Annotated in this window: 31 protein-coding genes and 1 pseudogene; 12 read left to right on the top strand and 20 right to left on the bottom strand. The window is 45.2% G+C overall.

The window, feature by feature from the left end; all coding sequences use genetic code 11:
• Positions 1-5: 5 nt before the first annotated feature.
• The 5 genes and pseudogenes from ICV89_RS02070 to ICV89_RS10910 all read right to left on the bottom strand — a co-directional run.
• On the bottom strand, positions 6-1,352 hold the full coding sequence (locus ICV89_RS02070) for an efflux RND transporter periplasmic adaptor subunit (protein ID WP_215309236.1): 1,347 nt from the start codon (positions 1,350-1,352) through the stop codon (positions 6-8).
• Entirely contained in the window at positions 1,352-2,707 is a 1,356-nt protein-coding gene (locus tag ICV89_RS02065; protein ID WP_215309235.1) for a TolC family protein, read from the bottom strand. Before ICV89_RS02065 ends, ICV89_RS02070 begins: the two co-directional genes overlap by 1 nt.
• Before the next feature lie 222 nt (positions 2,708-2,929).
• A complete protein-coding gene (locus ICV89_RS02060) occupies positions 2,930-3,262 on the bottom strand; it encodes a hypothetical protein (protein WP_215309233.1) in 333 nt (110 codons plus the stop codon).
• Positions 3,263-3,416: 154 nt separating this feature from the next.
• Positions 3,417-3,926: a universal stress protein gene (locus ICV89_RS10915; RefSeq protein ID WP_256441783.1), complete on the bottom strand. Its 510-nt coding sequence runs from the start codon at positions 3,924-3,926 to the stop codon at positions 3,417-3,419.
• Positions 3,927-4,019: 93 nt separating this feature from the next.
• A pseudogene (locus tag ICV89_RS10910) lies at positions 4,020-4,688 on the bottom strand (TerC family protein); the annotation flags it as partial.
• A 119-nt stretch (positions 4,689-4,807) separates the two neighbouring features.
• Between ICV89_RS10910 and ICV89_RS02050 the strand changes: the two are divergent.
• From ICV89_RS02050 to ICV89_RS02040, 3 genes are all read left to right on the top strand, one after another.
• Positions 4,808-5,680, top strand: a complete 873-nt coding sequence (locus ICV89_RS02050) for a LysR family transcriptional regulator (RefSeq protein WP_371817859.1) — start codon at positions 4,808-4,810, stop codon at positions 5,678-5,680.
• 3 nt (positions 5,681-5,683) lie between these two features.
• Positions 5,684-6,652: a sodium-dependent bicarbonate transport family permease gene (locus ICV89_RS02045; RefSeq protein ID WP_215309230.1), complete on the top strand. Its 969-nt coding sequence runs from the start codon at positions 5,684-5,686 to the stop codon at positions 6,650-6,652.
• A gap of 92 nt (positions 6,653-6,744) precedes the next feature.
• Positions 6,745-7,527, top strand: coding sequence for a DUF6671 family protein (locus tag ICV89_RS02040; protein ID WP_215309227.1), 783 nt, complete (start codon positions 6,745-6,747; stop codon positions 7,525-7,527).
• Between the two features lie 55 nt (positions 7,528-7,582).
• Here ICV89_RS02040 and ICV89_RS02035 read toward each other — a convergent pair whose 3' ends face one another.
• The 3 genes from ICV89_RS02035 to ICV89_RS02025 form a co-directional block, all read right to left on the bottom strand.
• Positions 7,583-8,107 (bottom strand): phasin family protein, encoded by a 525-nt coding sequence (locus ICV89_RS02035; protein ID WP_215309225.1) that lies wholly within the window; start codon positions 8,105-8,107, stop codon positions 7,583-7,585.
• Positions 8,108-8,255: 148 nt separating this feature from the next.
• Positions 8,256-9,203, bottom strand: coding sequence for a peptidylprolyl isomerase (locus ICV89_RS02030; protein WP_215309223.1), 948 nt, complete (start codon positions 9,201-9,203; stop codon positions 8,256-8,258).
• Positions 9,124-9,441 carry a hypothetical protein gene (locus ICV89_RS02025; protein ID WP_215309222.1) on the bottom strand — a complete coding sequence of 106 codons (318 nt, stop codon included), beginning with the start codon at positions 9,439-9,441 and terminating at the stop codon, positions 9,124-9,126. Before ICV89_RS02025 ends, ICV89_RS02030 begins: the two co-directional genes overlap by 80 nt.
• 144 nt (positions 9,442-9,585) lie before the next feature.
• On the opposite strand from ICV89_RS02025, the gene ICV89_RS02020 reads away from it, so the two are divergent.
• The 3 genes from ICV89_RS02020 to ICV89_RS02010 are packed head-to-tail and all read left to right on the top strand — an operon-like array spanning position 9,586 to position 10,932.
• Positions 9,586-10,116 carry a GNAT family N-acetyltransferase gene (locus ICV89_RS02020; protein WP_215309221.1) on the top strand — a complete coding sequence of 177 codons (531 nt, stop codon included), beginning with the start codon at positions 9,586-9,588 and terminating at the stop codon, positions 10,114-10,116.
• A complete protein-coding gene (locus ICV89_RS02015) occupies positions 10,113-10,655 on the top strand; it encodes an isochorismatase family protein (RefSeq protein WP_251370887.1) in 543 nt (180 codons plus the stop codon). Before ICV89_RS02020 ends, ICV89_RS02015 begins: the two co-directional genes overlap by 4 nt.
• 58 nt (positions 10,656-10,713) lie before the next feature.
• Entirely contained in the window at positions 10,714-10,932 is a 219-nt protein-coding gene (locus tag ICV89_RS02010; protein ID WP_015420558.1) for a hypothetical protein, read from the top strand.
• Positions 10,933-10,938: 6 nt separating this feature from the next.
• Here the strand turns inward: ICV89_RS02010 and ICV89_RS02005 are convergent, their stop codons facing one another.
• Together ICV89_RS02005 and ICV89_RS02000 are read right to left on the bottom strand one after the other, a co-directional pair.
• Complete coding sequence (locus tag ICV89_RS02005) at positions 10,939-11,241, bottom strand: 4a-hydroxytetrahydrobiopterin dehydratase (RefSeq protein WP_251370886.1); 303 nt, start codon at positions 11,239-11,241, stop codon at positions 10,939-10,941.
• Positions 11,234-11,968 (bottom strand): pseudouridine synthase, encoded by a 735-nt coding sequence (locus tag ICV89_RS02000; RefSeq protein ID WP_215309219.1) that lies wholly within the window; start codon positions 11,966-11,968, stop codon positions 11,234-11,236. Before ICV89_RS02000 ends, ICV89_RS02005 begins: the two co-directional genes overlap by 8 nt.
• A 100-nt stretch (positions 11,969-12,068) precedes the next feature.
• On the opposite strand from ICV89_RS02000, the gene ICV89_RS01995 reads away from it, so the two are divergent.
• Entirely contained in the window at positions 12,069-12,608 is a 540-nt protein-coding gene (locus tag ICV89_RS01995) for a DUF2889 domain-containing protein (protein WP_215309217.1), read from the top strand.
• 3 nt (positions 12,609-12,611) lie between these two features.
• Here the strand turns inward: ICV89_RS01995 and ICV89_RS01990 are convergent, their stop codons facing one another.
• Positions 12,612-13,385 (bottom strand): SDR family oxidoreductase, encoded by a 774-nt coding sequence (locus ICV89_RS01990; RefSeq protein WP_215309216.1) that lies wholly within the window; start codon positions 13,383-13,385, stop codon positions 12,612-12,614.
• Between the two features lie 51 nt (positions 13,386-13,436).
• On the opposite strand from ICV89_RS01990, the gene ICV89_RS01985 reads away from it, so the two are divergent.
• Positions 13,437-14,261 (top strand): hypothetical protein, encoded by an 825-nt coding sequence (locus ICV89_RS01985; protein ID WP_251370885.1) that lies wholly within the window; start codon positions 13,437-13,439, stop codon positions 14,259-14,261.
• Between the two features lie 8 nt (positions 14,262-14,269).
• Here ICV89_RS01985 and ICV89_RS01980 read toward each other — a convergent pair whose 3' ends face one another.
• From ICV89_RS01980 to ICV89_RS01960, 5 genes are all read right to left on the bottom strand, one after another.
• Positions 14,270-15,214: an MBL fold metallo-hydrolase gene (locus ICV89_RS01980; RefSeq protein ID WP_215309215.1), complete on the bottom strand. Its 945-nt coding sequence runs from the start codon at positions 15,212-15,214 to the stop codon at positions 14,270-14,272.
• Positions 15,201-15,785 (bottom strand): lipocalin family protein, encoded by a 585-nt coding sequence (locus ICV89_RS01975; protein WP_215309214.1) that lies wholly within the window; start codon positions 15,783-15,785, stop codon positions 15,201-15,203. The genes ICV89_RS01980 and ICV89_RS01975 overlap by 14 nt, the downstream gene beginning before the upstream one ends.
• A 13-nt stretch (positions 15,786-15,798) precedes the next feature.
• Positions 15,799-16,386, bottom strand: a complete 588-nt coding sequence (locus ICV89_RS01970; RefSeq protein WP_215309213.1) for a sulfite oxidase heme-binding subunit YedZ — start codon at positions 16,384-16,386, stop codon at positions 15,799-15,801.
• A 23-nt stretch (positions 16,387-16,409) separates the two neighbouring features.
• On the bottom strand, positions 16,410-17,372 hold the full coding sequence (msrP, locus tag ICV89_RS01965) for a protein-methionine-sulfoxide reductase catalytic subunit MsrP (protein ID WP_215309212.1): 963 nt from the start codon (positions 17,370-17,372) through the stop codon (positions 16,410-16,412).
• A gap of 156 nt (positions 17,373-17,528) precedes the next feature.
• Positions 17,529-19,766 carry an NADP-dependent isocitrate dehydrogenase gene (locus ICV89_RS01960; protein WP_215309211.1) on the bottom strand — a complete coding sequence of 746 codons (2,238 nt, stop codon included), beginning with the start codon at positions 19,764-19,766 and terminating at the stop codon, positions 17,529-17,531.
• A 251-nt stretch (positions 19,767-20,017) separates the two neighbouring features.
• Here ICV89_RS01960 and ICV89_RS01955 point away from each other — a divergent pair, with 251 nt between their 5' ends.
• Complete coding sequence (locus ICV89_RS01955; RefSeq protein ID WP_251370884.1) at positions 20,018-21,214, top strand: MFS transporter; 1,197 nt, start codon at positions 20,018-20,020, stop codon at positions 21,212-21,214.
• Between the two features lie 3 nt (positions 21,215-21,217).
• On the opposite strand, the gene ICV89_RS01950 is transcribed toward ICV89_RS01955, so the two are convergent.
• Positions 21,218-22,234, bottom strand: a complete 1,017-nt coding sequence (locus ICV89_RS01950; protein ID WP_215309209.1) for a DUF6352 family protein — start codon at positions 22,232-22,234, stop codon at positions 21,218-21,220.
• Between the two features lie 75 nt (positions 22,235-22,309).
• Here ICV89_RS01950 and ICV89_RS01945 point away from each other — a divergent pair, with 75 nt between their 5' ends.
• Positions 22,310-22,657 (top strand): FKBP-type peptidyl-prolyl cis-trans isomerase, encoded by a 348-nt coding sequence (locus ICV89_RS01945; protein WP_215309207.1) that lies wholly within the window; start codon positions 22,310-22,312, stop codon positions 22,655-22,657.
• A gap of 87 nt (positions 22,658-22,744) precedes the next feature.
• On the opposite strand, the gene ICV89_RS01940 is transcribed toward ICV89_RS01945, so the two are convergent.
• A complete protein-coding gene (locus ICV89_RS01940; RefSeq protein ID WP_251370883.1) occupies positions 22,745-23,695 on the bottom strand; it encodes a transglycosylase SLT domain-containing protein in 951 nt (316 codons plus the stop codon).
• A gap of 411 nt (positions 23,696-24,106) precedes the next feature.
• Positions 24,107-24,232 (bottom strand): hypothetical protein, encoded by a 126-nt coding sequence (locus ICV89_RS10965; protein WP_256441778.1) that lies wholly within the window; start codon positions 24,230-24,232, stop codon positions 24,107-24,109.
• A 14-nt stretch (positions 24,233-24,246) separates the two neighbouring features.
• Between ICV89_RS10965 and ICV89_RS01935 the strand changes: the two genes are divergently transcribed.
• The gene (locus ICV89_RS01935; RefSeq protein WP_215309202.1) at positions 24,247-25,266 is read left to right on the top strand and encodes a DNA/RNA non-specific endonuclease; all 1,020 of its coding nucleotides are present in this window, start codon (positions 24,247-24,249) and stop codon (positions 25,264-25,266) included.
• Positions 25,267-25,270: 4 nt separating this feature from the next.
• On the opposite strand, the gene ICV89_RS01930 is transcribed toward ICV89_RS01935, so the two are convergent.
• Complete coding sequence (locus tag ICV89_RS01930) at positions 25,271-25,513, bottom strand: DUF3820 family protein (RefSeq protein WP_215309201.1); 243 nt, start codon at positions 25,511-25,513, stop codon at positions 25,271-25,273.
• Positions 25,514-25,666: 153 nt separating this feature from the next.
• On the opposite strand from ICV89_RS01930, the gene ICV89_RS01925 reads away from it, so the two are divergent.
• Positions 25,667-26,575 (top strand): DUF6662 family protein, encoded by a 909-nt coding sequence (locus tag ICV89_RS01925; RefSeq protein WP_251370882.1) that lies wholly within the window; start codon positions 25,667-25,669, stop codon positions 26,573-26,575.
• Positions 26,576-26,579 lie beyond the last annotated feature (4 nt).

Below are 26,579 nucleotides of genomic sequence, written 5' to 3'. Positions count from 1 at the left end.
CGTGACTAACCACCGCTCAACTGTCTCTTACGTTCAGTATTTAAATGGAAGGCACCATTGATGGCAATTTCCTGGCCATCTTTCAGACCGGAGATGACTGGGCGATAACCCTTACCCTCAGGACCTAATTTGACTGTGACCATCCGATAGGTGTCCTCATCCTCACGTATAAAGACATGATCATGGTTATCTTCACGGATCACTGCACTAGATGGAACTAGCAAGCGCTCTGTAGGCTGACTCTCAATCATCATGGTTGCTAACATGCCCGGCTTAATGAGGCCATCTTTATTAGGCACTTCCATTCTGACGACTACTGTGCGTGTTTGCGGGTTGACAATCGAATCGACGTGGGCAACAACACCCTCAATTGATGCATTTCTTAAGGCCGGAATAACTAGGGTTACTTTCTGACCCTTATGAATGAGATAGGCATTACTCTCCGGAATCTCCGAGACAGCCCAAAGAGTACTTAAATCAGCAACCGTAAATAAAGCATCAGCAGGTTGAACTACCTGCCCCTTATTAATTTTGCGCTCAACAATTTCGCCTGGGATGGTTGCAATGACATTATTAATAGACTCAATCACACCTGATTTCGCCAAACGATCAATGCTGGGCTGATCCATGCCCTGAACGCGCAATTGGTCATTGGTAGCTCGAAACTCTGCCTTTGCACTGCTAGCTTCGGCCTCACGTCTTTGCAATTCTGCTAAAGCAATCACATCCTCTTTGTATAGAATTCTGGCACGATTAGCAGCTTGATCAGCCAACTGACTAGCGCTCTTTGCCTTCAAATAAGACAGCTGAGATTGTGTCAATTCTGTAGAAGTAATCTTCGCCAAAATATCGCCCTGCTTCACACGCTGTCCCGGAATCGCCAAAATATCGGACACACGACCCGTGACATTTGCGCCAATACGCGACAGAAATAATTCATTGAAATCAACGCGGCCGGAAGCACGCAGCTCCTCCACAAAAGTGCCGGTGTAGATGCGCCCGTCAGTAATCATATTGCGTAAGTCCTGATTCACGATCACCACATTGGGGTCTTGGACCGATTTAATGCTTGGGCTGCGATCAAATACATTGAAGTAATTCAAGATGATCAAGAATAAACAAAACCACGGAAGATAAAAAAGGCTTTTCTGTGTCCACTGAGGGCTCTTATCGTATTGCTGAGCCACCCGAGGCAAATGGGCGCTAAACCACTCATGGGTCAGTACATATAGATCATGTTGGGTTTTGATAACAACAGCGATCCATTCTTGAAGATAGACTTTTGCAATCGCCAAGTATTGGGTATACAAAGCCTTTAACTGATCCATCATTATTGTGAACTTTTGCTTCATTACTTTCCACTCTCAATTTTTGCAATCCACTCTGGGGTTGCTCTTAAACGCTCAATCTCCGTCAGGACAGAAGCCAAGTCAAAACGCGCCTTAATCAAATCATTACGAGCAACTCTGAATGTTCTTTGTGCATCTAAATACTCGAGCATGCCACGCTCACCATAGCGATAAGAAACTTCAGCAATCCGCCTTGCACTCGAAGCTAACTGAACAACCTCTTGATCTAATATTTTTACTTGATAGCTAGTCATTTGGTAAAGCTTATAAGCAGTCTCTAATTGCTGCTCAAGACTTTGGCTCTGAGCATTAAATTGATTCTTCGCTCTAGATGCATTGGCCTGTGCCTCAGCAATCTGACCACCCTTAAAATCCCAAATAGGAATACTTACCACCAAGCCATACAGGCGATCAGTAAAGTTAGGGTCGTTATATTGCTGGGCTTTTATAGAGAGTCGAGGTAAGCGAGAGTTCTGCTCAAAACTCAGCTTTGACTCAGTTGCCTCGACTTCAGCTTTTGCCTTCTGCAACTCAGGACTTTGCGCATGAAGCTCGCTGAGTAATATCGGCAAAGGAGGTAATGGCTCTATCTTGAGGGCTTGCGAAACAACCTCATAGTCAGGTGGCAAGCCATGCCCCACCACCTGCCTGAGCTGGCCTTTGGCCTGCTCAACCCTGAGCTTGCTGGATTCAGCATTAATTTGCGCATTCAGAAATTCCGTTTGCGCTCGGATCAATTCAAATCGAGCGGTATCACCGACGTCATAACGAATTTGCATACGATCGCGAATTTGCTTTGTCAGACTTAAATCTTCTTCGGCAGCTTTTAACTCTGCATCGCGACGCATTAATTCATAGAAACGCTGCTGCACCCTTGAAATCATTTCGATTTCAAAAGCGATACGGGAAGCCTCTGCAGCGCGGACATTCGCCTCGGCAGCATTTACTCTAGGGTAGCGGGTATAAGGCATATCCAAAGGCTGAGTCACTGACCACGACGAGACATTGCCGGTGGTTAACGGCCCAGATACCGACCTCTGTTGTCCGGTATTCATTTCAAAATCGGGATTTGGAATCGCACGAGCTGAAGAGAGCTGCCCTTTAATTGCCTTGGATTGATCCCGCGCCGCCAAGACCTGAGGGCTCGACTCCAATGCAATCTCAATGAGCTCATTGAGCTTCAAGGGCTTTTGAACTTGCGCACTGACTCCGCCTATCAATAGGAAGTACGTCAGGAGTATCGGCGCGAACCTCATGGCACTCATTACAAGACTTTGAGAAAATAAATTAGATCTTTGATTATCTCGCTCCACCGGATCGAAAGCGGACAAAATTCCCAAAATCAGGGAATTGCGCATGATTTTTAGCAAATAAAGCAAAGATTGGGGCTGCATGTTCAAAAGATAACCATTTATAAAGATTTAAATGGTCTTGCCTTGATATTGACTCACCTCTATACCGGACCCAAGGGTCGAATTGACGATAAAAAGGACTCAGATAACTGAGCAGGCTACTCCCCACATGTTCAGTAGATATTAGATCACACTTATGGCGAATGAATTGCATTGGGAATGATTCGTTCATATATAGACATGTTTTGAAAATCGGCCATATTGCTGACTTTTATGAAACGCTTTTTGCACCAGCTTATATATTTTCTTAAGACACATCTCAAGCGCTATGCGCTTATCCCTAGCAGTCATACTGACTTCGATTTGATGATGATCAAATGTCTCCAAGCTAACTATGCAATTTTGATTGCAGGTAGTCTTTGAAGGCGAAATTGCTGAATAGCGAATCTTAATTTTCCGTACCATCCATAAAAGTCGTTTTAAAGAAAATTTCACTCGATTTTCTGTGAAGACTTTTAATTCTGGCTCGACTTCTTCCTTGGCCTCTAAGATCAGATTCATTGCTATCTCCTTTGTTAAACACCAGTACAGAATAGACAGATTTTATTTCCTAATAAAGAAGAATTTAATTGACTTTATTTCAGTATTTAACTGAGTATTTTTAGATAAAAAAATGCCCTCAAAATGAGGGCAAAAAGAGAACAGCAGGGTAAAACTAGTCAATCACTACAGCCATCAAGGCTGTAGCTGCACCAGCACCGAGAGCTGGGATACCCCAACGCTCAAGTACGGGTAAGGAGCTGCCCGTTACTACTTCTACCGGTATATTGCTGATTTCTAGCAGCTTGGCGGTAGTGGAGTTTTCAAATAAACGGCTCAGAGAGTTTTTCTTCGAAGTACCAACCACAATGCGATTACATTCCAGTCTCACAGCCTCATCACGAATGGCAGTGCCTGTGTCTCCGCAGACGTAGGTGAAGGCAAAGTTTAGGCCCTGCTTTTCGAGATAAGCGGAGGCTGATGCGGATGCCAGAGCTGCCCGCTCAGCATGCCACTCATTAATTGTTTGCTTGCTCAGAAATTTTCCGATGTGTCGATACAAGGTAGGCTGAACATTGCACAGATGAAAATATGCATTAGGATCTTGACCATAAGTATTTACAGCATGCTTTACTGCCATCTCTGAATTTTTTGAACCATCTACTGGAATCAGAATTTTATTCATGTTGCTTTCTCCAAAATGAGTGGACTGCTGTGATGAAACCATATTTGCAGACTCCGGCATAACCACCGAAGGAGCAATAACATCTTCAAGTGCACGTCTACTTCTAATAAAGCCACTAATTAATACACCCAATACAACTACCACTTGAATGAGGTATTCCAAGGCTGGACTCTGAGTAGCAAGCCAATCCTGAGAGATAGGCTCTGAAATCATCATTTTTGCAGCTGTCCAAGCAAGTACAGCAGCGCCCAAGTAGGTTACTGAAGGATAGCGCTCAACGATTTTGAGAATTTGTGTTGAGCCCCAGATAACAACTGGAATACTAATGAGCAACCCCAATACAACGAGCACATAACTACCGTGTGATGCACCCGCAACCGCGAGTACGTTATCCAGACCCATGATGGCATCTGCAATCACAATGGTTTTCATTGCACCCCAAAAGGTTGTAGACGCATTGCCGTGCTCATCATTCTCTTGCTCGGGATTAAGCAGGCGATAGGCAATCCAAACTAACAATAAGCCGCCTATCAGCATCAAACCAGGGATCTTCAGTAAATAGACCACCACCAGTGTCATAGCGCTTCTCACTGCAATTGCACCTACAGCTCCCCAGATAATCGCTTTTTTCTGCAGATGTGCTGGCAAATTCCTCGCGGCCATCGCAATGACGATCGCGTTATCACCCGCAAGCACCAAGTCAATGACAATAATTGCCAGTAATGCCGAAAAAAACTCCGGGCTAAATAGTTCCAATTTCATCTCCTCTAAAAATCATCCATGTATTCCATGGATTTCTATGGGGTTAATTTAGGCCTATTTGCTTTAAGTTAAAAGCAGATATATATTGATAGTAATTTCGTAAAAAACTGACAATTAAAATGCTCTATAACTACCGCCACCTTTACTATTTTTGGGTAGTAGCCAAAGAAGGCAGCATGTCTAGGGCCGCCGAACGTCTCAATATCGCAATTCAGACGATTAGTGCCCAAGTTCACGAATTAGAGAAATCACTCGGTTATCTCCTATTTAAGCCGGCTGGTCGCGGCATTACTCTCACTGAATCTGGATATGCAGCTCTAGAAATTGCCGATCAGATTTTTCTCCTAGGAGAGCAACTACCTGAGGCAGTAAGAGAGGCTGCAAGCTCCCGCAAAATCAAAATTACCGTTGGCGTCTCTGATGGACTCCCCAAGCTCGTAACTCGGCAATTGCTAGCACCGATTCTTGAGAAGGATGGTGTACAACTCATTGCACACGAGGGTGAGTTTGAAGACCTCCTAGCTGATCTAGCTTTGCATCGATTAGATATCGTGCTTGCGGATAGGCCTGCTCCAGCCAACAAAAATCTACACGTCTACAGCGAAGAATTAATGAAGTCAGCAATTGCTTGGTTTGGCCCCAAGAAACTACTGAAGCAATCCAAAAAACCATTTCCAGAATGTCTTAATGAGTTACCCATCCTACTGCCTACCTCTCATTCCAAGGTTAGACACTTGATTGATCAATGGTTTTCTGAAAACGGGATCAACCCCAACATTACCGGGGAGTTTGAGGACAGCGCCCTCTTAAAAACGTTTGCGGCCAGCGGCCTTGGAGTGTTTCCAGCAGGAGAGAGCATCAGGAAAGATTTACAAGAAACCTATCACATTGAGATGATTGGTAAGTGTGAACATATTTACGAATATTTTTATGCTATTCGCTCGGAGAAGAAAATTCAGCATCCTCTTGTAGAAGCAATTATTAAACGTTAAATCATGGCAAATTTCTTAGACCCAGCAATTCTCTTTTTCTTATTTGGCGCATTTGCTGGCGCTGTTAAATCCAACCTGGAAATTCCACCACCGATTGCACGATTTCTTTCGCTTTACCTCTTGATGGCCTTGGGTCTCAAAGGAGGATTTGCCTTACATAAATCAGGCTTTACGACAGAAATCGCGCTCTCACTTGGTCTTGCTATCTTTTTAGCCATCTTGATTCCGATCATTGGCTACCAAATCCTCAGAACCAAACTCAATACCTTTGATGCAGCAGCTGTAGCTGCAACCTATGGCTCCGTCAGTGCAGTCACATTCATTACGGCTACCCAATACTTAGATCAATTCAATATTAGTTATGGGGGCCATATGGCAGCAGCAATGGCACTCATGGAGTCCCCAGCAATCATCCTGGCAATTGTTTTGGCAAATAAAGCTAGGGCGGCGCATGCAAAACAAACCCAAACAGGACTTCAACAAACGGGTATCTCAAAAATCCTACATGAGTCATTTACTGATGGTGCGCAGCTCCTACTGCTTGGTTCAATGCTGGTTGGCCTCGTGAGCGGTGATGCCGGCCAAAAACTCATGGCGCCGTTTTCGATTGATCTTTTCAAAGGAATGCTCGCATTTTTTCTACTCGATATGGGTTTAATGGCAGCTAGAAATATTAAGGGCTTGTATGGCAAGCCCCCCATTACCTTGCTTTACGCCCTTGCCTCCCCGCTTTCACATGCCTTGATTGCACTAGCCTTCTGCAAGTTCATTGGCCTACCACTTGGCAATACTATTTTACTGATGGTGCTCGCTTCAAGCGCCTCTTACATTGCCGTGCCAGCAGTTTTACGACATGCATTGCCAGAAGTTAATCCAGCCCTCTATATGGGTATGTCCCTTGGCATCACCTTCCCATTCAATATTATTTTAGGCATACCTCTTTATGCCATGATTGCAAAATTAGTAATGTAATCAGTCCATGAGTCCTACGATGAGATATTCAGATGGGTATTTATTTCAATAGAACAGCAAGCGTTTTAACAAAACATGGCAAAGAGCATGTATTGAGCTCAGTCTTACAGCCCGCCACCGGGATGGACATACAACATACTGATGCTTACGATACCGATCTACTGGGAACTTTTACTTTAGAAACACCCAGGTATGGCAGCCAGCTTGATGCTGCAAGAAAGAAAGCTCAGATCGGCATGGGCCTGATCGGCACAGATCTTGGCCTTGCAAATGAGGGGGCGTTTAATGCTGACCCATTTACTGGCATGTTGGCATGGAATAGCGAACTAGTTATTCTGATTGACTCAAAACTACAACTAGAAATTACGGGGTTTCACAGCGCTCCTGCACAAAACAATCATGCCTATGTAAAACATTGGGAGGAGTTAGAAAAATTTGCGCATACTGCGCTATTTCCATCTCATCTTCTAGTGATTAAGCCAACGGATCAATACCACCCACAATCAATCAAAAATATTGGCAATATCAAGCAACTGAGGGATGCCTTTGAATGGGCTTGCGCGCACTCGTCGAAAGGGATTGTGTATGTTGAAAATGATCTCAGAGCCTTTGCCAATCCTACGCGAATGGAAAATATTCGGCTAGCAACTCTCGATCTTGCAAACAAGCTCAACTCTTTATGCCCAGCATGCCAGATACCGGGCTATTGGATCAAAGACATCCAGCGTGGCTTACCCTGCAATGCGTGTGGCATGCCCACCAATCAAGAGATCACAAAAATATGGGGATGCCTCAAATGTGAGTATCGAGATGCCAAGGGCATCAAGACGCTAACATTTGCAAACCCATCTCTCTGTAGTCACTGCAACCCATAATTGAATTCTTGGGCTTTCAAGACTCTGTATTGGTTTTTTATTTACTGTTTTTTATTTACTTCTTTTTTTGCCTTACTGCAGAACTACTCTTCTCAAAGTTTGAAAATGAATCTGTCATAGCTGCTCGAATCAGATCAAAATTTTCAAGTGCATTATTAAAAGAGGTTTTGAATATCGAGGTATATGGCTCAGCACCTGCAGGAGAATTTTGTGTCGCTTCATTCACAAAATGAATTAAGTCATGTTGCGACTCTTTGATCATTGCCTCGGCAATTTTTGCTAGCTCTTTATTTCCACTAGCTAAGGCTTGAAATAGTTGGGACTGATACTCGGCAACCTCTTTAGCGGCCTCTTGCAATACCTCAGCATGTACATAATCAAATACCGCCTTAGGATCCTGTGTTTTCATGAGCTCCGCCACTTTAGCTTGCATTCGAGAGGAAAGCTCTTGTGCAGCGCGCTGATTTAATTGAGCGATCTCCTGAGCGCTACTTAGCGCTACTTGGCCGACTGCCTGTGCAGCCTTCATACCCTTGGTTTGATTTGCCATTGCATTCAAGTCAAATGGATTCTTACTCATGCATATCTCCCTAGCTCAATTAGTGGTTTATTTAATCTACTCCTGAATGCCAGGCATTGAGATAGAGAAATACCACTAGAGAGGCAGGCAGAAATGCAAAAGGGCGCTCTGGCGCCCTTTTTGGTGTAGCAAGCTAAATTACTCTGGTTTAGCGTACGACGATATTTGCACCCTGACGTAACTGTGAGAGGAATTCAAACTGCTTCTTCTGCACCAGGCCATTACGAATGACTGCTTTAGCTTGCTCATAAGTTGGGGGCTTGCTAGATTTTTTATCTTCCAACTTAATTAAATACCACCCCTGCGGCATCTGAATTGGGTTAGGAGAAACCTGGCCCTTAGACAAGACTGTGAGAACAGCGGCAATCTGCGGCAAAGTTTGCCCGGCCTGCACCCAGCCTACAGCACCACCTTGCACCTTATTGGGTGCAAGTGAAACACTCTTAGCCACTTTATCAAAAGACTCACCTTTCTTAATTCTAGCTAGGGTAGCTTGTGCATCAGCCTCAGTAGCTACAGCAATGTCACTTACCTTGTACTCCACGATCATGCCTTGTGAACCTAAAGACGCAATCTCACGGTTGTACTCTGCTTGCACGTCAGCATCACTCACTGGATTTTTAGACATATAAGTAGACAACTCTAAGTCTGCTAAATAATTTTGGCGAATCAAGGCCAGTTGCGTATTAGCTCTATCAGAGTTAGCAAGCCCATCTTTCTCAGCCTGCTGAGACAGGAGTGCGATTTCAATCATTTTTCCTAAGACTGCATTACGCAACTCTGGAGAATCTTTTTGACCCTGGGCTAAGGCCGCTTGAATACCTTGCTCAACAACATCATTGCTGATGATCATTCCATTTACAGAAGCAGCGGCATTTACGGGTAATGCATTCTGAGAATATGCAGCCGTTGACAGTCCTAAGGCCATTACAAGACTTATGAGATATAAACTGGAAAGGGATTTCATGGATAACTCTTTTTTAAAATGTAGAAGTAATTTTAACAGTTTGCGATCATTAAAAAACCATGGTCGCTGGGATTGGTTCAAACGGCGCGGCGGATTGGGCACCCTGCGCTTCAGCCTGTTCCTCACCATCTGGATTTTTGATATAACGCGAATCAATAGGTGTATTTGGAAGCTGACTGATAGGTGGGCGCTCTATATAAACCGGGCCAGCAGGAGTTTCTAAAGGAGCAATAGGCTGGCTATTGAATTCTTGGATTTGCGCTGGAGTGTAAGGAGAGAATGTTTGCGCAATAAGAATGCTTGAGGGTGCAAAACCAAAAGCAATACTGAAAACAAAAATTATTCTGAACTGGACTGGAATACGCATCACTCTTTCCTATTTGTACTGGATCACACAATCGCCAATAGGCTGCTGAGAGCTGAAACATCAGAATGCCATTCTAGAGCCAAAAGACTTCGAGTAGATACATAAAGCAGGTATCCTAGAATAACTAGCCCTTATCCACCTCTTATGAATACATCGACTCCTTTTACCAATAAGGTCTATACGCTTAGTGATGGGAGTCATTACCAGGTTCGCCCCATCCAAGTGAATGATCGAGAGCGAATCATAGAGCTGTTTAATCATCTTTCGCCAGAAAGTCGCTATCTCCGATTTGCCCATGCTATCTCTAAACTTCCAGATGACTTTCTGGATGACATCTTGCACTTAGACTATAAAAAAGAAATGGCATTGCTTGCGGCCATGACAAGTCATGCTGGTACTGAGGAGATTATTGGAATTGCACGTTATGTAACACCTCCCAATCAAAATGCTTGTGAATTCTCCCTGAGTGTGAGTGATAGCCATACTACACAGGGTGTTGGCACGCATTTAATGCGTGATCTCATTGCATATGCGAAAAAGAATGGATTACAAGAAATGCTGGGGTATGTCTTGAGTAAAAATTCTAGAATGCTTCATCTTGTCTCTGATCTGGGTTTTCAGATTCATAGTCAGGATGATGAGCTTGACTTTAAAACTGTGAGCCTGACACTGTGAATCCATCAAACCAAATCCACTCAGAAAATTCAATTCTCATCTTGATCGATTTACAGGGACGCCTGATGCCTGCGATTGCTCAAGGTGAAGCAGTGCTCAAGCAATGTATTCGCGTTGCGCAAATTGCCCAACTACTCGAGATTCCAATTATCGGCACAGAGCAAAGTCCGAGTAGCTTAGGCAGCAATCTCGATCCCATTCAGTCTTATTGCAGTAAAACGATTGAGAAAGAGCACTTCAATGCCTGCGCGGATGGCCTAACTGCCGCCATTCCTGATAATCGCCAACAGTGCATTCTGATGGGATGTGAAACCCATGTTTGCTTAATGCAAACAGCACTTAAACTGATCGATGAGGGCTACGATGTTTCCGTAGTAGTGGATGGAGTTGGTTCGCGCCGAGCACTCGATAAGCAAATTGCGCTTGATCGACTAGGCATTGCTGGAGCACGACTGATTACTGTTGAGATGCTTGGATTTGAGTGGCTCAAGACAGCTCAAAACCCTGTCTTCAAAGAAGTTCTTGCGCTACTAAAATAATAGGGCTGGGCTTGCGAGTCTTTATTTGCTATTCTGCAGCATCACTTAAAGGATTCCTATGACGAACGATACTCAAACCCAAAACGACGAAGATTTTGATTACGGGTGCGAATGCGCCATGACACTCTTAAATGAGCCAACAGAAGATTGCCTGAATGATCTGATTGATGAGCTTGATGAAGATGGCATGATCGCCACAGAAGTGGTTTATGGTCTCTTAGCAACCATCCTCATGAGCATCACCTCCGAGGATGAAGATGATGAGGAAGCGCAGTAAAACGAATTAAGCCAAGATTTGTAGGGCGAACTGATCCATGGCACGTGCCATGGCGACGTCTAACTCAGTCAGTGCCCTCAGGGAATGGGTACTCAATCGTACTGATACCTTGTTCCATGTATTTGACCAGTCGGGGTGATGATCCAACTCTTCAGCGAAGTCTGCACACAAGGTCATGAACTCAAAGGCACTCTTAAAGTCCTTAAATACAAACACCCGCTCTAGCTCTTGAGTATCAGGATGCACCTGCCACTGCGGCAACACTGTTGCAAAGTCAAAATCTTTAGCAAGTAGATTCGGTTTAGGCAATGAGAGCTCCAATACTCTGCGATAGTCTCTGCAAATCATCTGGATACAGCCAGCGCCACTCACCTTCAGCCAAATCTGCTGGCATGATGTATTGTCCGATTTCAGTACGGTGCAGCTTAGCAACATGATTACCTACTGCAGCCATCATTCGTTTGACTTGATGATAGCGACCCTCAACAATAGTCATGGCTAATATATTCTCTCCAAGCTGCTTACATGCTGAAGCAAAACAGGGCTTTGGATCATCATCCAACACCACGCCTGTTAACAAATGATCAATCTGATTTTGGGTAATGGGCTCAGGAGTTGTGATTTCATACATCTTGCCAATGTTTTTCTTTGGCGTAGTCATCTTATGAATAAACTGACCATCATCCGATATCAAAATTAAGCCGGTAGTGTCAAAGTCTAGACGCCCGACGCATTGCAATCCCCTTTCTACAAAAGGCTTAGGCAATAAGCTATAGACACTTGGATGATGCGTGGTTTTATGGGAACACTCATAGTTTGGCGGCTTGTTAAACGCAATATAGGCCTTTTCATGAAACTCCCAATCTTTCCCCTCTACATTCAGCATTAATCCCTCTGTAGCAATACGCTCTTCTGGATCATCTGCTGGAACACCGTTGACCTTGACTAGGTCGGCATAGACTAAATCGCTGCAATAGCGCCTGGTCCCAAAGCCTTGGCTAAATAGTATTTTTTCGAGAGAAATTGGTTTGGCCATATCATGCCGAGAATACTACAAAGCCGCACTCCCAGTAACCGACAAATGAAGCCGTTATGATGGCTAGATATCGCCTACAAGCTTCTTACTTACTACTGCCATGCTCTCAATCCCAGCACCCAGAAATCCTCTCCATACTCGTGAAATTACTTTTCAGGGCTACGCTCGAGAAGATGGCCAGTGGGATATTGAAGCGCATTTACGAGATTTTAAATTTCAGCCATTTACTACCGGCGGAAAAACCTGGGAGCCAGGCCAAGCTTTCCACGATATGTGGGTTCGCATTACTGTGAACACTGAATTAGTGATTCAAGCAATTGAAGTGGCCATGGACAGCCACCCCCACCCAGAATGTCCGCAAGTAATACCTCCAATGGATGCACTGATTGGCGCTCGCATTGGTAAGGGTTGGCGCAAAATTATCAACGAGCACCTTGGAGGTATTAAGGGGTGCACTCATTTACGAGAGTTACTCAGCAATATTGCTACCGCTGCATTTCAATCTATTCCAGGAGCGCTATTTGATCCGGATGACAACAAACCACCACTCTATTTGGGTACCTGTAAATCGTGGGATTTCGACGGGCCAGTAGTGATGCGCGTCTACCCCAAGTTTTACCAATGGAAACCGACAATTTAGGTTTTATTGCAGTTCACCACGGTGAACATTAAAACCATTGAAAGACTGCTGCACTGGCATTAGCTCTACTAAATTAATATTCATATGACTTGGTAAGTTAGCGGACCAATAAATAGCCTCCGCTACATCATCAGCACTTAATGCTTTCACTCCGGTGTAAACCTTACCAGCCTTACTGTCATCACCTTTAAAGCGCACATTCGAAAACTCAGTTCCAGAGCACATCCCTGGCTCAACGCAAGTAACGCGTACTGGAGTACCAATTAAATCTGCCCTGAGATTTAAGCTAAATTGCTGAACAAAGGCTTTAGTGCCGCCGTAGACGTTGCCACCAGGATAGGGATAATTTGCCGCTACTGAGCCCAGATTAATCACATGGCCGCACTTGCGCTCTACCATTCCCGGCAAAAAGGCACGCGTCATATGCACTAGCCCCTTGATATTAGTATCAATCATCTGATCCCAATCCGTAAGTAAAGCCTGATGCGCCGGCTCAAGCCCTAAAGCTAACCCAGCGTTATTAACCAACACTGTCACCCTAGAAAACTCGGCTGGTAGTGTAGCTGCCAATTCATCAACCTTTGCGCTATCACAAACATCTAGCGCCAAGGTGAGTAATTTTTTCTGCTGCTCTACTGGCAGGGATGCTTTTAAAGCTGCTAGGCGCTCGACTCTTCTACCTAAGGCGATCACTTGATGGCCATGTGCCAAAAACCGCCTTGCAGTTGCCTCTCCAAAGCCAGCAGTAGCGCCGGTGACTAAAACTGTATGTTCCATATATCCTACTTATTTTTTCCAATTGGCTGAGTCATTTATATTACTGCGTATATGACATTGTTACGTATTTTTGCTCGCCTCCTGATTTCATTGGGATTAATAGGAAATGCTTGTGCTGATGAAAGCAAGTTCTCTGGAGGCTTTTTAAATCTAGAGAAAGCATCTGATCAGTACTCAAGTCAACGGGTTCTGGAATTTTGGGGGTATCACAATACCTTTGGAGAACAAACCCAAAGCGACACATTGAAGCTTCGCTACTACCAGCCCCTGCAGTTTGACCAGTGGCGAGGCACTATGCGACTCGACACCTCCTATGTTTCAACTTACGGACCCACTCTTACCGAGCAGTCATCCGGCACTTATAACGCCGGTAACACCATGCTAACGGTCTGGGGAAATCACCCCAGTATTCTGAGGAATTGGGAGGGTACATTAGGTGCTAGGGTTGTGCTTCCATTTGGCAATAACGGGCAATGGGCTGCCGGCCCTCAGATCGGCACAGTATATGTACCAAATAAGGGAAGCGATTCAAGACTCTCAGACTTTTCACCATTACTCAGATATATGTATGGGTTTGATACCAAGAGTAATTCGTTTGCTAGTAACCCCAATCAACCGCCCTTAGTTCGCAATCTCAATATTTTTCCAACGCTTGGATTGAATATCTCCCCCAGCACGCAACTTCGATTGTGGGATGAGAATGGAATTGTTTGGAATACCGGTGGAGGGGGTGGCTGGTTTATCCCGCTCGATGCCATGGTGACTCATCGTCTTAATAAAAGTTTTTTATTCGCGGTGGGTGCCAGCAAACAGGTCGTGCAAAGCTACTCTGTCTACGACTGGTCTTTTTATGGAAAACTATCGTTTAATTTCTGACGAACACTTTAGTCTTGATTCATTAAAAAACCGTTTTCGATAACAGCTGCTTTCGATTTCACTAAAGCCTCCACCAACCAGGCCTGGAAAGCTTCACTGCTCATATTGAGCTGCTTGCGAATATTTTCCAGTACAGGCGTACCTGCAATCCACTGATTGACCACTGCTAGCTTCTGGCTTCGCCATTCCAACAGCTTGTACTTCAGGAGCACCTTAGCACCATGACGTGCATTGCGGTCAGCATCGCTTGAGAGGTAATCGAGGCGGGATTTTGCGGTCTCAATTGACTTTTTGACATCCGTAAAAGGCTTGCCATGCCCAGGAATAACTAAGGCAACAGGGAGACCTTCGATTAACTCTAAGGTCTGCGCCACTTCTTCAAAACCACTCTCACCCCAAAGCTCAGGAAAAATGACTCCAAAGCCCTCCTCCCATAGCGCATCGGCAGAGATCAAGATTTGATGCTGCTCTTGGTACAACATGACTGAATGGTTGTCATGGCCTGGAGCAGCCAGAATTTGCCAGCGATAAGAGCCTAAGAGTATTTCTTCACCAGGCACAAGTAGGGCATGGTGTGTGAAGCTTGGACACTCTTGCCCTAGTTGCTGAAAGCTCAGTAAATCCTCGCTCCAGTCTCGTACGGCAATTGCCTCTGCTTCTGGTATCCATATCTCGCAATCAAATACCTCTGATAAGACTGCGTTACCGCCACAATGATCAGAATGCAGGTGGGTATTGACCACTTTATTGAGCTTATTTAAGCCATGCTGCTTCAGTGTATTAGTAACCAGATCAACAGTCATCTGCTGGTGCGCACAGTAGCCACTATCAACTAGTGATACATCTTCCTCACTGAAGAGCAATATATTGTTTGCCGATAGCCATCCACGCTCGAAAATTTCAATTCCGGGTGGGAGTAAGTAATTACCGATGCGCTTTTCAAGAGCCTTCATTTTTTTGCGTAGTAATCTCAAGCTTTTGAATATCGAATTGTTGTTGCTTTAGGCGTTGCAATAAATCAGCATAGGCTTTGGGGTCAGGCTGAGGGGTTCTTGATAGAACCCAAAGATACTCTCTTCTAGGGTCACTCACAGCAGCTAATTGATATTGCGGATCCAAATCAATTACCCAATAGTCACCCCATACTAAAGGTAAAAAAGAGAGCCACTCAGGGGCGAAACGGACCTCTAATTTGGGTGAATTCTTGCTGCCAATTTGGCGAGCCAAACCCTCTGCCTCTGAAGTCTCGCCAGCGGCAGTTTTGCAGCTATTAAGGACTCGAAGATTGCCATCAGGCTTAGCGCTATAAACAGCTTTAGTATTAGAGACACATTTTTTCTGAAACCAGTTTGGGAATTTTGCAATCTCGTACCAAGTACCTAAGTAGCGAGGAACATCTAAAGTAGCGATGGTTCTCACATTCTGATCACTTTGCTGTGCAAAGACTTGGGACGATCCAAAACAAATCAGCAGTAAGCCCAATGTAGAAATCAAGAAAGTGCGAGAAAATATCAATAGGGTCATCAACTGAACATTCTTAGATGGTAGATCGCTTACCTAAAAGCTTGCGAATATAAGGAATCCTACAACATAACAACAATAGCAAAACTACTGCATAGATTGTGACGGTATCAAAATCATTCTTACCTGCCTTATGCCACCAATAGTGGAGGATTGCGGTGCAGGCAATGAGATAAATCAGTCGATGCAAGAGCGCCCAGCGACGACCCAGTTTTCTTTGAGCCCAGTGGGTTGAAGTCAGTGCCAGAGGAAATAGCAAAACTAGGCTAATAAAGCCCATTGTAATAAAGGGCCGCTTTACTACATCTTTGAGCATCTCTATTAAATTAAAATCCTGATCTAGCCAAAGCCAAATGACAAAATGGAGTGATGCATAAAAGAAACAAAATAGGCCCAACATTCTGCGATACCGAATCCACCCTATTGAATTCGTTAGCAAACGTAATGGAGTCATCGCCAGCGTCAAACACAAAAAGACTAGCGCCCATGTTCCCGTTGAGCGCGTAATAAACTCAATTGGATTGGCGCCCAGACCATCAGTAAACCCTAGCCAAATCAAACGATTTAGCGGCAGTAGGGCCAATAGGAAGATCAGTAACTTCATCCAACTTTACTTATCGTTTTGCATCAATAGAATTTTTTCAAATCCATCCCGGTGTACATACTCGCCACCTGATCACCATAACCATTAAACATTTGGGTTTTGATTTTAGGAGCAAAGCCACCTCTAGAGTCACCGATACGTCGCTCAGTCGCCTGACTCCAGCGGGGGTGATCTACCAAAGGATTTACATTGGAATAAAACCCATACTCACGCGCATCAAACTGACTCCAGCTCGTCTTGGGCATTTCTTCTGTTAAACGAATGCTCACGATCGACTTAGCGCTCTTAAAACCATATTTCCAGGGCACGACGATTCGGACTGGGGCGCCATTTTGCTTTGGTAGTGTCTCGCCATAAAGACCAAAAGTGAGGAGTGTCAGGGGGTTCATAGCCTCATCTAAGCGTAGACCTTCTCGATAAGGCCAATCGATAATCTGACTCTTCAGGCCTGGCATTTGTTTGCGATCAGCTAAGGTAATAAATTCAACATACTTCGCAGAACCTAAAGGCTGCACCTGATTCAGCAATTTGGATAAAGAGTAACCATCCCAAGGAATGACCATAGACCAACCCTCAACGCAGCGCATACGATAAATACGCTCCTCCATCGGAGCAAGCTTAAGCAAGGCATCTATATCCAAGGTCATTGGCTTTTTAACCAAACCTTCAATCGTCACAGTCCATGGCCGAGTTTGCAAACTTTGGGCATAAGCAGCGGGATCTGATTTATCTGTTCCAAACTCATAAAAGTTGTTATAGCCAGTGACATACTGGTAACTGGTTGATTCATCCTTCAAAACAAAGTTTGGGTTTGGCGTAGCAATTAACTTTTGAGCATTGCTGGCAATTGCCTCGCGCGAGAACCAAGGAGCTAACGCTAGACCAAAGGCTCCGGCCGCAGCATTCTTGATTAAGTCACGACGTCCCTCAAAGACCGCTTTAGGGGTAATTTCCTGGGAAAGCCGTTTTTCCTCATTTGTGGACATATCAAAGTCTCCTCAATGGATTGAATCTAATAATGACAATAGACCTTATTCTCCTATGCCTACCAATTTATTGCTGAGCTACTGCATTAACCCAAAAGGCAGACAAGAAAAAAGGGCAAACCAAGCGGCTTGCCCTTTTGATGAAACGAACTTACTTTAAGCGGCTGATGCCGTTTTTAAGATGCTATTCAAGGTAGTGCTTGGACACATCACAGCTACGAACTTGTCGTGATCAGGCATGTAGTAGCCACCAATATCCGCAGGCTTTCCTTGTACCGCCTTAAACTCGGCAACAATCTTTTGCTCGTTCTCAGTCAACGCTTTTGCAATCGGAGCAAAGTGAGCCTGCAATTCTTTATCTTCGGTTTGCGCAGCTAAAGCTTGAGCCCAGTACATCGCCAAGTAAAACTGGCTACCGCGATTATCTAACTCACCTGTGCGTGGTGATGGTGACTTATTGTTATCTAACAATGAGCCGGTAGCTTCATCTAAAGTGCGAGCCAAGATTTTGACTTTGGCGTTACCAGTCTTATCACCAATATCTTCTAGAGAAACTGCTAAGGCCAAAAACTCGCCCAAGGAATCCCAACGCAAATGATTTTCTTCGACCAACTGTTGAACGTGCTTAGGAGCAGAACCACCCGCACCAGTCTCAAAGAGGCCGCCACCAGCCATCAAAGGCACGATAGATAACATCTTGGCGCTGGTACCGAGCTCCATAATCGGGAACAAGTCAGTGAGGTAATCACGCAAGATATTGCCGGTCACAGAGATCGTATCCTTACCGCGAATGATGCGCTCTAAGGTGTAGCGCATTGCGCGAGTCTGCGACATGATCTGAATATCAACGCCAGTTAAGTCGTGCTCTTTCAGATAGGTTTGCACCTTCTTGATCAACTCGGCTTCATGTGGACGATACTCGTCTAGCCAGAATACGGCTGGAGTATGCGACAAGCGTGCGCGGTTTACTGCTAACTTCACCCAGTCACGAATCGGCGCATCTTTTACTTGGCACATACGCCAGATATCGCCCTCTTCCACATTCTGCTCCAGCAAGACTGTGCCGTCATCCGCAACAATGCGAGCTACACCTGCCTCAGTGATTTCAAAGGTCTTGTCATGTGAACCGTACTCTTCCGCCTGCTGAGCCATCAAGCCCACATTGGGTACTGTGCCCATCGTTTTTGGATCAAAGTTACCGTGCGTCTTACAGAAGTTAATGATCTCTTGATAGATGCGAGCAAAGGTACTTTCTGGGATGACTGCTTTAGTGTCATGTAAACGACCATCAGCACCCCACATCTTGCCACCCACACGAATCATTGCTGGCATCGATGCATCTACGATCACATCACTTGGTGAATGAAGATTAGTAATGCCTTTGGCAGAGTCCACCATTGCCAACGCTGGACGGTGCTCATGGCAAGCATGTAAGTCCTGAATGATTTCTTCACGTTTAGATTCTGGCAAAGTCTTGATTTTTTCGTATAAGCTACTCATACCGTTGTTTGGATTTACACCCAACTCTTCAAACAACTTGCCATGTTTTTCAAATGCATCTTTGTAGAAAATCTTGACAGCGTGACCGAACACGATTGGGTGTGACACCTTCATCATGGTGGCCTTGACGTGCAAGGACAACATCATGCCAGTCTTGTAAGCATCTTCAATTTCTTTTTCATAGAACTCGCAGAGTGCTTTTTTACTCATGTACATGCTGTCAATAATTTCACCTGCAAGCAAACTTACTTTTGGCTTGAGAACAATCGTCTTGCCACTCTTCGTAACTAAATCCATCTTCACATCACATGCTTTAGTCATCGTCATTGACTTCTCACCTGCGTAGAAATCACCACCATGCATATGCGATACGTGCGTACGGGAGGCTTGACTCCACTCACCCATCGAGTGCGGGTTCTTACGGGCATAGCGCTTAACGGCATTTGGTGCGCGGCGATCAGAGTTGCCCTCGCGCAATACTGGGTTTACGGCGCTACCCAAACATTTGGAGTAACGCGTACGAATTGCTTTTTCAGCATCATTTTTAGGATCATCTGGAAAATCAGGAAGTTTGTAACCCTTAGCTTGCAACTCTTTGATAGCGGCGAGCAGTTGTGGAACTGATGCACTGATATTAGGCAACTTAATGATGTTGGTATCAGGCAATAAGGTCATACGACCAAGCTCAGCCAAATTATCGGGAACTTTTTGCTCATCCGTTAAACAATCAGAGAACTCTGACAAGATACGTGCCGCAACAGAAATATCGCTTTCTACAACCTGAACTCCAGCTGGAGCCGTAAAAGTACGAATGATTGGTAAGAATGCACAGGTCGCCAATAAAGGCGCTTCATCTGTCAGCGTGTAAATGATCTTTGATGTCTCTGAAGCCATTGATGTTTCCTCGATATGGGTAAATATTAGGGGTCGGCCTTATACCGAACCACTCTCGCATTCCGTATGCAACACTTCAGGCGCTTGTGGCTGTCTTGGGTGTAATTTCACATACTGGACCGAGAAATCTATTTTAAATCATCGACCCCGGCAATTTAAGGGGATTTGGGCTGCAAATTGACTGAAGTCGGTCAATTTAAGGGAATCCACCGAGGCAAGGCCGTCACCACTTACATCGTAAACTGCAATGCATGATGAACAAGCACCCCCTACTCAACAAAAACCTCGTACTGTTGATTCTCTGCCAGGGCTTGTTTTTGACCAACAATGTGACCTTTATTGCTATTAATGGCCTAGTTGGGCTCAGCCTAAGCCCAGTGGCCTGGATGGCTACCTTACCCGTGATGGGCTACGTTGTGGGGGGCGCTTTCTCCACTTCAATCGTAGCCAAAACCCAAAATTACTTTGGCCGCAAGATATCTTTTCAGCTAGGTCTTCTGGTAGCGGTATTTTCAGCCCTTTTGTGTGCCTACGCCGCCGTTTCCAAAAACTTCTGGCTGCTAGTCCTCGGCACCTTTATTGCAGGCTATTACAGCGCCAATGGTCAGCTCTATCGATTTGCCGCTGCTGAGTTAACTGCGGTCAGCCAGAGAGATAAAGCAGTTTCCTGGGTGCTAGCTGGCGGAATCCTTGGCGCCGTCATTGGGCCCAACCTCGCATCCTGGACCAAAGATTACTTTGACACTGCTTTTTTGGGGGCCTACCTCACCCTCTCGATAGCGGGCTTGATTGGCGTCATCGTGATGCAATTTATCCATTTTCCAGAAGAATTCAAGACGCAGCATTCGCTTTCTGCTGGAAGAAGCCTCAAAATCATCCTGCAGCAACCAGTCTTTATGGTTGCGGTGATTGGCGCCTCTTTGGGTTACGGCGTGATGAACCTACTCATGGCGGCTACCCCACTTGCCATGCAAATTTGTGGGCTCCCATTTTCTGATACAGCCATGGTTTTAGAGTGGCATGTGATTGGCATGTTCGCGCCCGGTTTTTTTACTGGCTCACTCATTCAGCGCTTTGGTGCACTCAAAATTATGGGTGTTGGGGTCCTCCTCAATCTCCTGTGCATTGCAATCGCACTCACTGGTGTCGACTTCCACCAATTTTTAATTGCCTTATTTTTGCTGGGTGTTGGCTGGAACTTTTTATTTACCGGATCCACATCGTTAGCGATGACTGCATACCGACCTGAGGAGCGTGACAAAGCTCAAGCAGCCATTAACTTCTTTGTGTTTGGCACAATGGCCTTTACTTCATTTGGCTCTGGAGCCCTCATTACCTCGCAGGGCTGGAATATCCTCAATCTAGGATCGCTGCTTCCCGTTGCCGTCACTGCTGGCGCTTTACTTTGGCTTAGCGCCAATCGAAAGCAGGCTAATGCCTCCCCCTAGCGCCTAAGAAACTTTTGCTAAAGGGAGATTGAAGAGTAAGTTTTGCGGTTTGAGTTTGAGCTGTTTGTCATCATTCATTGCTATACCCATATATACCGGCTTTCCAGCCTGAGATTGGGTAACGGCTGCCTCATCAATAAAGTCCAAACGGAATAAGCAAATCACCTTCTCCAGTTCGTCAGTATCGACTGTCTCTTTGTTGTAAAGCTTATTCAGAATATCCGTCGCAGCAGCATCTAGACCAACATGCCAAGACCATTTTGGATCTGAGATTTGCTGCATTGGAGTAATGCGTACCTGGGCACCTAAGAAGTGCTGCACCCATTTTTCGAGGACACGGCAAAAATGATTAATAGGCGGTTGACCGAAGTTCAACTGCACTGCAAAGTCATAATCTTCACTCTTACCCCAATAGAGCTCAGCGTTTTCCTCATGTAATACATCTAAGTCGATCGAGCGCATAGACATCGACTTGCTCTTGAGCAAATCCAGGATGTTGCCAGTCTCACCTGCCTGCGCATTACGAGTCACCACCTCATCATCCGCACCCATCACCACACCGTCCTCCAACACAGTGATCTTTTGAGTCCGAAAGAAGAGCTCACCCATACGTGCATCTAAAGGATGGCAATCCTCACCCAAAATATGCCGAATAAATATTTGCGCTAGTTGAGATATAAATAGAGGCGGTACATCTACGCCATCACCCTTAAACAAGCTCATGTAAAAGTTTTCTAAAGAACTGGCGGCCAATAGCTTGGCTCGATACCTCAGCCACACTTGGTAGTTCACCTGAATATCGGGATCTGCCATGCCAGCAATTTCCTCATCGGAAATCACCGCGCGGGGGTTTGCATTTAGGCGCTGATGCAGGACTCGCTCAACATCACAGGATTCGGGAACGAGGTTTAACTCGGGGCGCAATAAATAAGTACGCAGAAAATCATCGGTTACCAGCAATTGCTTATCTGACCCAACCGTAAGGGTTTTGTACGCAGAATGAGACCAGAAGTTTGTCATGTTAGTTTGCTCGAACAAAAAGATTACGCTCAGAATATACTAGCCCTTCAATTTCAGCCAAAGAGGAAGATAAACGTGAGCGAACTCCAAAAAATAGATACCGTTGTGGGCGATGGTAAAGAAGCGACTGCAGGCAATCATGTAGACGTGCATTACACCGGATGGTTGTTTGATGAACAGGCGCCTGAGCACAAAGGCCAGAAGTTTGATAGCTCACTCGATCGCGGCCAATTATTTAGCTTTCCTTTGGGTGCTGGCCATGTCATTAAAGGCTGGGATGAGGGCGTGCAAGGCATGAAAATTGGTGGCAAGCGCACCTTAATCATTCCATCTGAGATGGGTTATGGTCCACGTGGCGCCGGCGGCGTGATTCCACCCAATGCAACACTGGTATTTGATGTGGAACTACATGGCGTAAATTAACTCTGCCCCTGCATTAGCAAGTAATAAGGCCACTCGGTTTAATACACTGAGTGGCCTTTATTTTTCTCTGGGGAAAAACTGCAGATCTTATGAGCGTAAATCTTTACCGCTCAAAGTAAGTTTGTTAGGTGCTACTGGCTGACACAAACTAATCAAACGATTTCTTTCAGCCATCACCTTGTCGGTATAACCACCATCGCTCTCTGCATTTGCAGCACCAACATAGTATTTCAAGCCATTACGTAATGAACCGCTAGTGGCAATCAAATACTTCAAAATGTAAGCGCCTACCCGAATATTGACTTCAGGCTTGACCGCATCGGTTGCGCCACCATACAGAGCATATTTATCTTTGTGGATGGTAGTCATCACCTGCATTAGACCTTCGGCACCAGCATGACTTTTAATGAGCGGGTTGAAGTTGGACTCCACCGAAATCACGGCGAGCAATAACACTGGATCGATTTTGACTTCTTTTGCAATCAACACAGTATTAGAGATGTATTCCTCAATCTTGGCACGATCTAATTTGTACTTCTTCTCAAAGAAGTCAGCTACTGCGCGTTGGTTTTGAATCGAGACCATCAGCTTTGAATCTAATGCCTGAGGATCAATTTTTGAAGTGGGAATGCGATCAGCCAAATGGGAGATCGGTTTTACCTGGGTGTGCGCCACGGAGGGCATCAAGAGGGCAACTGTTTGCTGCTTAGCACCCATCAAACCAGCGCCCGGGATAGCCGATGCATTTCCGTAAAGCACATTGGCGATTTCTTCATCCGCAGACGCCTTAGAAGCAGCTTCTTGATACTGATCGAGCATGCTGAAACCATTTTGCCAAACTATATGGCGCGCTTCGTCTGGAACCAGGATTCGAGCCAAATCGAATGCACCTGCTTGGGTTCCGTTACCCGAGAGCCAGAGTCCGACAATCATGAAAACAGTCACAATCAATAGACCATTCATGACCCGATAGACGGGGGATAGTGCGTGAGCCAACAAATCCTTAGCGTGAGCCGATGCTGGCTGCGCTAGTTGCATGTCACTCGAATCGCTAGAAAAACATTTAATCATTCGTAGTCTTGCAGTACCCCAAAAATCAAACTTCAGATTTATGTTGCAACGCAATAAGTAAAAAACATGAGTCACTCTAAAAAGGTTCTTATATCAAGTCAAGAATAAAGAACCTGATTTCAATAACTTATAGGTCTTGATATCAGGATGTTCCCTAGTAAGGTCTTTAAATTTGATATTTATCCATTTAAATTCAATAACTTAAAGAAGTTAGTGGGGGCTTATTTCATATAATAAAAAAGTGCTTAAATTCGGACTTTTTTACTATTTTTACTCCTTAAAAGAGATGTCTGACCCGTACATCTAGTATTTTGATGGACTAAAATTTCTACCGGTAGTGTTTTTTTGCTTATGAGTCCATTTGCCCATTAGCCTAACTTATTGAGTGATGGCGGCATGAAATATCAGGCAAAAGACTTCTAAGAACTCATTAATACTAGCCTTAAAGCTAAGTTGATCGCCAGATAAGCGCAAAACTTTTAGCCCCCTGGTGACGACACTCATTACACTGAAATGCAATGAAATTCTTGGTTAAAACCCTCTTATTAATCTCGCTTTTACTGCCCCTGAGTGCGTCTGCCCTCTTTGAGCAATGCCAAGATCTATTCCCATCCCAACAAATACCAAGCACTGCTCAGGTGGGTCGGGACCTCTGTTTTGATGATTTTGCGATCTATTACTCGCCTCTAGACAAAAAACCCATCTATGCCGTTGAAAAGTTAAATGGCGAGCAACTCCAGGCGCCACATCCTCGCCGTACCAATCAGTTCTACGAAGAGGCCAGACTCCCAGTACATGAACGCGCCCTACTGTCAGACTATCGCGGCAGCGGATATGACCGGGGTCACAACGTACCAGCTGGGGACATGACAAGTGAACGGGGAATGGCGCAATCATTCTCCCTGGCAAATATGATGCCGCAAGCACGGCAAAACAATCAGGGCATCTGGGCCAAACGGGTTGAAGAGCCTACGAGAATGTACATCAAGCGCGCACAAGGTGATGTCTATGTCTTTACTGGATCAGTAGGTTATGCTGGAAGTATTGGTAAGGGCAAAGTCACGATTCCAAGTTATCTCTACAAACTGATCTACGATCCCGCCAAAAAATTAGCCTGGGCGCATTGGGTCGAAAACACAGATGACGCGCAAATGGGTCCACCGATCTCGTATACCGAACTGATCCAGAAGACCGGCATCGACTTTCATCTACCGATTGAGCTTGGCGCAAGCCAGTCTAGTAAACCAGCTGAAAAGAGTAGTTCGGGACCTAGACCGATGGTGGGCGGCTGGTATCCCGTCTTTTTCGATCAGTATTCTCCTGAAAAGCTTGCGGCACTGGCCAAGAACATCAAAGCAGGAAAGATTGCCAGCGTAGAGATTCAGTACGACCGTAATCTAGAGTTGGCTCAAAAGCTGGCGCTAGAAATTCAGATGCAAAGTGCATTGCAGGCAACTCTCTCCCATAACAGTCCGCCAGATTCACCCAATGTAAGCTATGAACGTAATCGCGTCATAGTAATAGTGCGCTCTAAATAAACCTTTATTGCTCAGGATTACGGGAAGCAATTCCATGGGCCCGTTGGATAGGGGCCAATAATCCGCGTAAGCCATTGTGGTCTAGGGTGTGCATTAATTCCAGTAACTGCCCCAGCTCACCCTGAGGAAATCCCTCCCGAGCAAACCAGGCTAAATAATTACCAGGCAATTCTGCAAGCGCACGGCCGGCATGCTTGCCGAAAGGCATCTTCATTGTGACTAGCTTCACCAGGGCTTCTGAATCCATAGACCCAAATCTTACAAGCTCAGGCTAGTCCTAGGCAAAAACGCAACACCAAAGAGCGCAGGGTCAATTTCTCAATTGAGAATTATTCTCATTTACTGTATATTGAGAATCATTCTTATTTACTTTTATTGACCAGCCCACTAGACCATGAAAATGACTATCAAAAGACTTGTTGCCTTTAGCATCCTATTAGCCACAGCCCTGCACTTCTCATTCGCAAATGCGGGTGAAGGTGCATTCGGGTGGATTTACACCCTCGATCTCCAGCCCAAAGGAAAACTCGAGTTTGAGCAGCGCTTACAACTCAATAAACAACAAGCTGCCGGTACCTACGATGCCTGGACAGCTAGAACCGAGCTGGAATATGGCCTTACCAATGATTTGCAAATTGCCGGCTATATCAACTCCTACTACACCAGTGCAAATCAGAATTACACCAATCCAGAAGCCTGCGGTGATAGTGCAAGCTGTACAGGTGGGTATGGGGTGCCATCCAGCCATGATCCAGCCACTCCCTACAGAAAAAGCGGTATTGAAGGCGGGTCACTAGAGGCTATTTATCGGCTGACCAATCCAGTGACATCACCCGTTGGAGTGGGTCTGTACTTAGAGCCAACGATTGGTAGAAATAAAAATGAGATTGAGGCACGCTTACTTTTGCAATCGAATTTCATTGACGATCGATTGGTCTTGGCGGGTAACGTAGTTGTAGCAAATGAACGCTTGAAGTTTATTGAAAATGGCAACGTACCAGAATCGATGCTCGACTTCCTTGTGGGCGCTAGCTATCGGTTTGCCCCTAAATGGTCTGCTGGCGTTGAGGCGCGTTTCCATAATGACTACTCAGAATTAAATTTACGCAATCAAGTCCAACGTGCAACTTTTGTGGGACCCAATATGCACTATGCCGCAAAAGACTGGTGGGTCACTGGCGCTTGGCGCTATCAACTCAAGGGTGGCACTTGCATGGGTGGCGGGGAAGCCGAGTGCTCCAATGCTCGCGTTTGGGATAGCCATTCAGTAAATGAATTTATTGTCAAAGTTGGTTTTCCTTTGAACTAATGAA

The sequence above is a fragment of the Polynucleobacter sp. Adler-ghost genome (assembly GCF_018688495.1).
Lineage (GTDB): Bacteria > Pseudomonadota > Gammaproteobacteria > Burkholderiales > Burkholderiaceae > Polynucleobacter.
This window is presented reverse-complemented; position numbering and strand designations above follow the sequence as displayed.